Origin of the sequence: Pseudomonas sp. BJa5 (assembly GCF_030272875.2) — a bacterium.
In the GTDB taxonomy this organism is placed as follows: Bacteria; Pseudomonadota; Gammaproteobacteria; order Pseudomonadales; family Pseudomonadaceae; genus Aquipseudomonas.
This window is the reverse complement of sequence record NZ_JALRNG020000074.1, coordinates 1-9,192: the sequence shown is the minus strand read 5'-3', so window position 1 is coordinate 9,192 and position 9,192 is coordinate 1. Positions and strand designations below refer to the sequence as shown.

The 9,192-nt window shown below is 65.2% G+C and carries 5 protein-coding genes; all 5 read left to right on the top strand.

What is annotated here, in order from left to right:
- Window positions 1–534 precede the first annotated feature (534 nt).
- Window positions 535–2,004: a hypothetical protein gene (locus M2D63_RS25340; protein WP_285865842.1), complete on the top strand. Its 1,470-nt coding sequence runs from the start codon at window positions 535–537 to the stop codon at window positions 2,002–2,004.
- Entirely contained in the window at window positions 2,004–3,389 is a 1,386-nt protein-coding gene (locus M2D63_RS25335) for a PLP-dependent aminotransferase family protein (RefSeq protein ID WP_285865841.1), read from the top strand. Before M2D63_RS25340 ends, M2D63_RS25335 begins: the two co-directional genes overlap by 1 nt.
- A 98-nt stretch (window positions 3,390–3,487) precedes the next feature.
- Window positions 3,488–5,140, top strand: a complete 1,653-nt coding sequence (locus M2D63_RS25330) for a VRR-NUC domain-containing protein (RefSeq protein ID WP_285865843.1) — start codon at window positions 3,488–3,490, stop codon at window positions 5,138–5,140.
- Window positions 5,137–7,398 (top strand): ATP-dependent DNA helicase, encoded by a 2,262-nt coding sequence (locus M2D63_RS25325; protein WP_285865840.1) that lies wholly within the window; start codon window positions 5,137–5,139, stop codon window positions 7,396–7,398. Before M2D63_RS25330 ends, M2D63_RS25325 begins: the two co-directional genes overlap by 4 nt.
- 96 nt (window positions 7,399–7,494) lie before the next feature.
- Window positions 7,495–9,132 (top strand): phosphoglucomutase (alpha-D-glucose-1,6-bisphosphate-dependent), encoded by a 1,638-nt coding sequence (gene pgm / locus M2D63_RS25320; protein WP_285865839.1) that lies wholly within the window; start codon window positions 7,495–7,497, stop codon window positions 9,130–9,132.
- Window positions 9,133–9,192: the final 60 nt, after the last annotated feature.

The window sequence follows — 9,192 nt, the reverse complement described above, 5'->3', positions numbered from 1 at the left end:
GGCAGCGTCGCTGCATGGAATGGATAAGCCCGCAGACTCGACACCCAAGCCCAAGCCCAAGCCCAAGCCCAAGCCCAGGGATCAAAGTCCCCAGGGTTCCATGTAGAACCTTTTTTGCCTGTTTCCTAAGTGTATTTCGGAAATTTCAACTTCACATTTCTCTTCAATAGCGCGGAATTCCCATACTGTTCAAGCCATAGTAAACAGGAACGGCGTTTGTCTGATTGTTAACGAGCGACGGTGCGAATCTGAACTGTTTTTTTACCGAGTTCTGTATCTTCTATTCGCTTGATAACGCCCGATAATAACCGTTCATTTGAAAACTCAAGGAGTGAGTTGCAATGGATAGGGCAGGGCTGAATGGGCTCAAGGTGCTACAGATACTGCGCTGGTCAGGAGGGAATGCCTACCCATCTTCGTAGGTGGTTGTGGGAAGTTTCCTAGGGTTTTGAGTGGAATCTTATTCCTGCTACTTGAGCAACTTCGCAGGAGCGTGTTGTTCATGTGGCCGTAACTGAAATTCGGGTGAGCGTTATGGGCAGTATTCACGACCAGGCCATGCAGTATATCTATCAACAAGTGTTACAACGTTTGCTTGAACACCTGTCGCAGGCACAACGTGCTTCGTTGCAGTTGTTGATTCAGCGACTGATTGTGGCGGCCGGTGGGCTGGAGCGCATCAAGGGCCTGCGCCTGATGTTCGTGTTCGATGGCAGCCAGTACGGTGCCCAGGCACTGGCGTGCCTGCGGGCGGCGCAGTTGAGCGTTGCCGCGCGCTCGCCGGGCACCTTCCAGTTGCGCATCGCCACGGCCCGCCAGGCCGGAATGAGCAGCACGGCACTGAGCAATATCGAAAACACCTTCTCGGTGCTGTTCATGCACGACGACCCGCGCGTCGAGCTACTGGTGCTCGATGCCGGACAATTGCTGACCTTTGACAGTCGCCGCCCGCCTTCTGCCTGCCAACAGCAGGCGGAGCGGCACGAGTGGCTGATGCTCGGGCATTTGTCGGGCAGGGCTCCGACAGCTGCCAATTTCGCCAGTCATGGCTACCTGCACCTGGTGGAGCTGGGGCGCCAGACCTTGCGCTGGAAGGGCGGGGTGGATGCCATCATCAGTGCCGACCCGCTGCCCGACCGACGACGCTACCTGGCCTGGAGCCGCCGTTCGCTGCGCGATGCCGATCTGCTGGGGGTTCGACCGATCCATAGCTGTGCCGCGTCCTTGCTCGATGCCATGGGCGGCTGGCGCAGGCACTACCTGTCCTGGTTGCTGGGGCAGGAGCAGCAATCGCTGCCGGTGGCCGACAGCGACTGTTGCGGGCCGGTGTTGCGCTTTATCACCGTCGATGACCTGGTGTTCGACCGCGACACGCCCCATGGCGAGCGGTTGAGCGAATTCCTCGGCTATCGCGTGGATGAACAGGCCTACCCCAGCCACCCGTTCGGCATTGCCAACCCGCTGTTGCTGGCGCACCTGCAAGGCTTGCAGGCGGAGTTTGTCGAGGACGGCCAATACCGCGAAGGCATCGAGCGCTATCTGTGCCAGACCCGACAGCTGATGCAGCGAAAGGGCCTGCCTGATGCCTTGCAACGCGCGGTACTGGGGCGCTGGCGCCCAGGTGAGACCAGAGAGCAGCGGCGCAAGGAAGCCGACGCATTCGCCCAGCAGGCCTACGGGCTGAGCGAAGCGCAACTGGTCTGCCAGTTGTTCGGGCCTTTCGTGGCCAGGGGACGGCGACTGGAGGCGTTCCTGCGCAGGTGTCACCCGGGCATGCTGGTGGCATTGCCCTACCTGCACCAGGCGTTGCAGGGGCAACCGGCCCCGGGGCCGGTCAAGCAGTGGCTGGCGGATATCAGCGGCCTGCCACTGCCGATGCTGCACGTGCTCTATGGGCGCGAGTTACCGGCGCCGCTGCTGGCCGGGCTGCTGGTGCGCGGTGCCGATCTGCGCCATCAGCCGTCCGGCGGGATGCTTCGGGGCCGTTCGGCTGGTCGCGGTTGATGAAACGCTCGACGAAAAGCGGTGAGTTTGCCTATCAGGCGGTGTATCGCTATCTGATGGAGCTGATCGTCCCCATGGCGCCGGGCAGCTACAGTAAGTTGCCGTCGCTGCGTGACCTGGCCAGGCGCCTGGAAGTGTCGATTTCGACCGTTCAGTACGCCTATTCGTTGCTTGAGCACGAGGGCCGCGTGCAGTCGGTGCCCAAGTCGGGCTACTTTGCCAGGGGCGCGGATGCCGGCGTGCCTGCGACCGGTACCGAGCAGTTGCTGCAGGCGCTGCAGCAGGCCGGTGCGGCGCAGTTGATGGCACCTCATGGCACCCACGCCATGCCGTCACTGGAAGCCAGCCTGCTGGGCATCGAGCGCCAGTTGCTGCGCCAGTACCCGCGAGCGGGCGCGCAGGTTCATCCCTATGGCGAGCTGGAATTGCGTACGGCACTGGCGGCCCGTTACACGCGATCGGTGCACCGCTGCTGGAATGCCGAAGATGTGTATCTGGCCGTCGACCTGTGCTCGTTGTTCGAGACGCTGGTGACGGCCCTGGAGCTTCGAGGCAGCGCGGTACTGGTGGCGACGCCGTGCTCCTGGCGCTTGCTGGGTATCCTGCGGATGGCCGGCCTGCGGGTGATCGAGCTGCCACTTGGCGACGATGGCTCGCTGGACCTGGAGCGCTTCGCCGGGCTGCTGACGCGCGAATCGGTGCGCCTGGTGATGCTGTCGTCGCAGCTGAACTGCCCCCATGGCAGTCTGATACCGGCGGCACAGCACCCGGCCATCGCTGCGTTGCTCGAGCGCCATGGGGCGTGGTTGCTGGAGAACGACCTGGACGCAGAGTATTGCTTCACTCGCCCATCGGCGTGCCTGCGCGATGTGGTCGATCCGGAGCGCCTGCTGGTGTTTTCCTCGCTGGAGCGCACGGTGGGTGTGGAAGTCCCCTTTGCCTACCTGCTGGCCCGCCACGCCCGACGCGCCTTGCAACGCCGGTTCCTGGCCCGCGGCTTCCGCCTGCCGCCGTTGCGCCAGCAAGCGGTAGCGCGGCTGTACGCCAAGGGCAAGGTCGACCTGCACCTTGAGCATATGCGCGGGCGCATGCGCGAGCGTGTCAGCCACCTGTACCGGCAGATGCAGGTGCACCTGGGGGCGCAGTTGCAGTTCCAGATGCCGGCTGGCGGGGCAAGCATCTGGGCCCAGGTGCGAGCCCCCGTGGACACCCGCCAGCTGTTCCAGCGCCTGCTGGACCAGGGGCTGGTGATCACCCCGGGCGAGTTGTTCAGCCTGCAGGGCCAGTTTGCCCGGCACCTGCGCCTGGGATGGTCCTGTGGCCAGCCTGGCGATTTGCAGCAGGGCTTGAGCCTGTTGAGCCAGGCCTTGCAGCGCTGGGAGTAGCGCGGCGGTTTGTCCGATCAATGGCGGGCGCGGCAGTTGCGCTGAGCAGGGGTCTGTATGTATAACCAGTATCCTTGTCAGCCAACCGTAGCCGCGCCGTGATTGCCCATTCCGTCGACGATCCGTTCTATTACCTTCACAACTTCCAGCAGGTGCTCGACTGGATCGAACTGCGCTATGCCGACCTGCTGAACGAGGAAGAACGGGCGTTCATCCGCCAGTTTGCCGAACAACCGCGTCCGGCCCGGGCATTGCTGGTGCGCATGGTCATGCGCAAGGGCGAGCTGTTTCGCCCGAGCAAACTGGCCTACGCCGAGATCGGCCCGACCCTGGCGGCCTTGCAACCCTTGCTCGAACTGGGCTGGGTGAGTAACGACAGCCTGTTGAGCCTTGAGCAACTGTTCCAGCTGTTGCGCAAGGATGAGATCGCCAGCGGATTCGCCGCGCAGCTGTCGCGACCGCGGGCGGCCAAGGCCGAGCTATATGCCCAGTTGCAGGCCCTGGACCTGGCTGCGCGGCCCCTGCACGACTGGTTACCCGATTTTCCCGAGCCGATTGTCACCCTGCGCCTTCAGGCCTTGTGCGACCGCCTGCGGCTGCTGTTTTTCGGCAACCTGTACCAGGACTGGTCGGAGTTCGTGCTGGCCGACCTGGGACTGCTGCGTTATGAACAGGTGGAGTTCTCCGAGGATTCGCGGGCCTTGCGCCAGCGTGGCGATGTCGACATGGCCCTGGCCCTGCACCGATGCGGCGAGCTGGTCGAGCAGGGCATGCCCCTGGCCCAGGTGCTGAGCGAGGTCGAGTCCCTGCACAGCGACAACCCCTGGTTGCTGCGCCGTCGCTCACGCTTGCTGTACCAGCTTGGCCAGCACAGTGAGCGTCTGGGCGACTGGAACCTGGCCCTGCGCATCTATCCCGCGAGCCTGCACCCGCAGGCGCGGATCCGGCAAATCCGGGTACTGGAGCGCAGCGAGCAGTGGGCCCAGGCCTTCGAGCTGGCCAGCGAGGTCGCCCGGCAACCGGCCGGCCCGCTCGAGGTGCAGGCCCTGGCGCGAATGCTGCCGCGCCTGCAGCGCAAGCTGGGCGGGCCGCCACAACCACGCCGGGCCCGGCCCGCGGCCGGCCTGATCGAGTTGCAGCTGCCGGCGCAGTGGGCCGAACTGGGGGTGGAACAGGCGGTTCGCCTGCACCTGGAGGCGCAGGGCGGGCAGGTGCACTATGTGGAAAACACCCTGTTCAACAGCCTGTTCGGCCTGTTGTGCTGGGAGGCGATCTTCGCCCCGGTCCCGGGGGCGTTCTTTCACCCGTTCCAGAGCGCGCCCCAGGACCTGCATGACCCCGAGTTCCAGGCGCGCCGCCGTGCCTTGTTCGCAGACTGCCTGGGGCAGCTGGACGATGGCCGCTACCGGCAGACCATCCGCGAGCAGTTCCGGTGCAAGCAGGGTTTGCAGTCGTCGTTCGTCTTCTGGCAGATGCTCGACGAATCCCTGCTGGAGCAGGCCCTGGCCTGCCTGCCGGCCATGCACCTCAAGCACTGCTTCGAGCGCCTGCTCGAGGACATCCAGAGTAACCGCGCCGGCATGCCCGACCTGATCCAGTTCTGGCCCGAGCAGCAGCGCTACCGGATGATCGAGGTCAAGGGCCCGGGCGACCGCCTGCAAGACAACCAGCTGCGCTGGATCGAGTTCTGTGCCGAACATGGCCTGCCGGTCGAGGTCTGCCATGTGCGCTGGCTGGAACCCTCGGCATGAGCTACCGGGTAGCCGTGCGCGCCCTGTGCGAGTTCAGCGCCAAGGTCGGTGACCTGGACCTGCGCTTCACGCCATCGCCCAGCGCCCAGGAAGGCATCAGCGGTCATCAACGGGTGGTGGCCCGGCGCGGGCCGGATTATGAGGCCGAAATCAGCCTTGAAGGCCAGTTCGCCAGCCTGCAGGTGCGGGGCAGGGCCGATGGCTACGACCCGCAGCTCAATCGCCTGGAGGAGATCAAGACCTACCGTGGCGACCTGGCCCGCCAGCCGGTCAACCATCGTCAGCTGCACTGGGCCCAGGCCAGGGTCTATGGCTGGCTGCTGTGCCAGCAGCGCGGGCTCGACGCGATCAACCTGGCGCTGGTCTACCTCGACGTCGACAGCGACACCCAGACCCTGATCGAACAACGCTGCAGCGCCGATGAGCTCGAACAGTTCTTCAACACCCAATGCGGGGTGTTCCTGGCCTGGGCCGAGCAGCAGGTGCAACGCGTGGCCTCGCGCAATGCCGGGCTGCAGGCGCTGGGCTTTCCCTACGGGCAGTTGCGCAGTGGCCAGCGTGAACTGGCCGAGTCGGTGTACAAGGCGGTCAGCACCGGCCGCTGCCTGATGGCCCAGGCCACCACGGGCATCGGCAAGACCCTCGGCACCTTGTTTCCGTTGCTCAAGGCCGTGGTGCCACAGCAACTGGACAAGATCTACTTCCTCACCGCCAAGACCCCGGGCCGCGCCCTGGCCCTGGAGGCCCTGCAGCAGGTCCACGGCAGTGCCCCGGGCCTCGAACTGCGCAGCCTGGAGCTGGTGGCCCGGGACAAGGCCTGCGAGTATCCCGAAAACGCCTGCCATGGCGAATCCTGCCCGTTGGCCCGGGGCTTCTATGACCGGCTACCGGCAGCACGCGAGGCTGCCCGGAAGGTGAGCATCCTCGACAAGGCCGCGTTGCGCGAAATAGCCCTGGCCCATCAGGTCTGCCCCTATTACCTGGGGCAGGAAATGGCCCGCTGGGTCGACGTGCTGGTCGCCGACTACAACTACTACTTTGACCAGAGCGCCATGCTCCACGGCCTGGCCCAGGTCAACCAGTGGCGTGTGGCGGTGCTGGTCGACGAGGCACACAACCTGGTGGAGCGGGCGCGGCAGATGTACAGCGCCAGCCTTGACCAGTGGCAGCTGACGGCCTTGCGGCGCAGCAAGCCCGCCGGCATCACCAGCGCCCTGGACCGCCTCAACCGCCAGTGGAATGCCCTGCACAAGTCGCAGTTGGCGCCATATCAGGTGCTTGACGCGCTGCCCGAGGCATTTCTCAAGGCGCTACAGCAGTGCATCGGCCTGATCCAGGAGCAGCTCAACCTGCAGCCCGCCGGGCTGGACCCGCAGGTGTTGCAGTTCTTCTTCCAGGCCCTGCAATTCATGCGCATCAGCGAGCTGTTCGATGGACATTTTCTCTTCGATATCAGCAAGCGCGACGGGCCGGGCAAGCGCAGCCTGTCCACCCTGAGCCTGCGCAATGTGGTGCCGGCGGCGCAGATCGGCCCGCGCATGGCCGCTGCGCGCAGCGTCACGCTGTTTTCCGCCACCCTCAGCCCCCGGCACTATTACGCCGACCTTTTGGGCATGCCGGCGGACACCGCCTGGCTTGAGGTCGCCTCACCCTTTGCCGCCGAGCAGTTGCGGGTACAGGTGATCAGCGGCGTCTCCACCCGTTTTCAGCACCGTGCCGCCTCGCTGGCGTCGATCGTCGAGCTGATCGCCGGGCAATATGCCGCCGAGCCCGGCAACTACCTGGCGTTTTTCAGCAGCTTCGACTACCTGCAGCAGGTCGCCGCGCTGCTGGCGCAGCAGCACCCGCAGATTGTCCAGTGGAGCCAGGCCCCCGGCATGGACGAGGCGCAGCGCCAGGGCTTTCTCCAGCGCTTCGTGGCGCACGGGCAGGGCATCGGCTTTGCCGTGCTCGGCGGCGCCTTTGGCGAAGGCGTGGACCTGCCGGGCACGCGCCTGATAGGGGCCTTTGTCGCCACCCTGGGGTTGCCCCAGGTCAATCCGGTCAACGAACAGGTCAAGCAGCGCATGGGCCGGCTGTTTGGTGCCGGCTTCGACTACACCTACCTGTATCCCGGGGTGCAGAAGGTCATCCAGGCCGCCGGGCGGGTGATCCGCGGCATCGACGACCGGGGCACGGTCATGCTGATCGACGACCGCTTCGCCGAAGAGCGGGTCCGGCGCATGTTTCCCGCCTGGTGGGCGCCGTTGAACAAATAATCAGGAGGGTAGGGAGCATTGGCATCGCACGCTTGTCAAAGTGCCAGTAAACTCTGTCGTCTCATTACCCCCGAACATCCTTTCTTGAGGTTTTGCATGAAGCTCAGTCCTTTGGCAGGCAAACCGGCTCCAGCCTCCGTGCTGGTGGATATCCCGCGCCTGTTGACCGCTTACTACACCGGCCAGCCCGATGCCGGCATCGCCACCCAGCGGGTCGCGTTCGGCACCTCCGGGCACCGGGGCAGCTCGCTGGATTTGAGTTTCAACGAGCACCATGTGCTGGCGATCAGCCAGGCGATCTGCCTGTACCGCCAGTCCAAGGGCATCGATGGCCCGCTGTTCATCGGCGCCGACACCCATGCGCTGTCGACCCCGGCCGCCGCCAGTGCCCTGCAGGTGCTGGCCGCCAACGGCGTGCAGGTAATGCTGTCCAAGGACGATGAGTACACCCCGACCCCGGCGGTGTCCCATGCCATCATCTGCTACAACCGCGGGCGCAGCAGCGGCCTTGCCGACGGCATCGTCATCACCCCGTCGCACAACCCGCCACAGAGCGGCGGCTTCAAGTACAACCCGCCCAATGGCGGCCCGGCCGACAGCGACGTGACCAAGTGGATCGAGGCCAAGGCCAACGAACTGCTGGCCGATGGCCTCAAGGGCGTCAAGCGCATGGACCACGAGCAGGCCCTGGCGGCCAGCACCACCCATCGCCATGACTTTTTGGGCAACTATGTCGCCGACCTGGAAAACGTCATCGACTTCGACGTGATCCGTGCTGCCAACCTGCGCCTGGGCGTCGACCCGCTGGGTGGCGCCGGGGTGCGCTACTGGTCGGCGATTGCCGAGCACTACAAGCTGAACCTGGAAGTGGTCAACACCGAAGTCGATCCGACCTTCCGCTTCATGAGCGTCGACTGGGACGGCCAGATCCGCATGGACCCCTCGTCGCCGTATGCCATGCAGGGCCTGATCGGCCTGCGCGAACGTTTCGACGTGGCCTTTGCCTGCGACCCGGACCACGACCGTCACGGCATCGTCACCCCGAACGGCCTGCTGGCGCCGAACAACTACCTGGCCGTGGCCATCGACTACCTGTTCCAGCACCGTCCGCAGTGGCGTCAGGACGCGGCAGTGGGCAAGACCGTGGTCAGCAGCGGCCTGATCGACCGCGTGACCGCGCGCCTGGGACGTCGCCTGTATGAAGTGCCGGTGGGCTTCAAGTTCTTCGCCGATGGCCTGTTCGACGGCAGCCTGGGCTTTGGCGGCGAGGAGAGTGCCGGCGCATCGTTCCTGCGCAAGGACGGCAGCGTCTGGACCACCGACAAGGACGGCCTGATCCCGGCCCTGCTGGCGGCGGAAATCACCGCTCGCACCGGCCGCGACCCGAGCCAGGCCTATGCCGAACTGACCGCCGAGCTGGGCGAGCCGTTCGCCACCCGCGTCGAGGCCAAGGCCAACCCGCAGCAGAAGGCCCTGTTGAGCAAACTGGCCCCTGAGCAGGTCAAGTCGACCATGCTGGCCGGTGAGCCGATCGAGCAGATCCAGAGCCATGCGCCGGGCAACAACCAGGCCATCGGTGGCTTGAAGGTGATGACCGCCAATGGCTGGTTTGCCGCACGGCCATCGGGCACCGAGGACATCTACAAGATCTACGCCGAGAGCTTCGTCGACGAAGCGCACCTCAAGCGCCTGGTGGCCGAAGCCCAGGAACTGGTGGACGCGGCGATCGCCTGAAGCAATCGCGGGGCAAGCCCGCTCCCACGGTGGGAGCGGGCTTGCCCCGCGACCAGGCCC

What these genes read in the sequence shown, in the direction of transcription:
- M2D63_RS25335 (WP_285865841.1), top strand. Translation starts at nt 2,004, where the DNA reads ATGAAACGCTCGACGAAAAGCGGTGAGTTTGCCTATCAGGCGGTGTAT.
- pgm (WP_285865839.1), top strand. Translation starts at nt 7,495, where the DNA reads ATGAAGCTCAGTCCTTTGGCAGGCAAACCGGCTCCAGCCTCCGTGCTG.
- M2D63_RS25340 (WP_285865842.1), top strand. Translation starts at nt 535, where the DNA reads ATGGGCAGTATTCACGACCAGGCCATGCAGTATATCTATCAACAAGTG.
- M2D63_RS25325 (WP_285865840.1), top strand. Translation starts at nt 5,137, where the DNA reads ATGAGCTACCGGGTAGCCGTGCGCGCCCTGTGCGAGTTCAGCGCCAAG.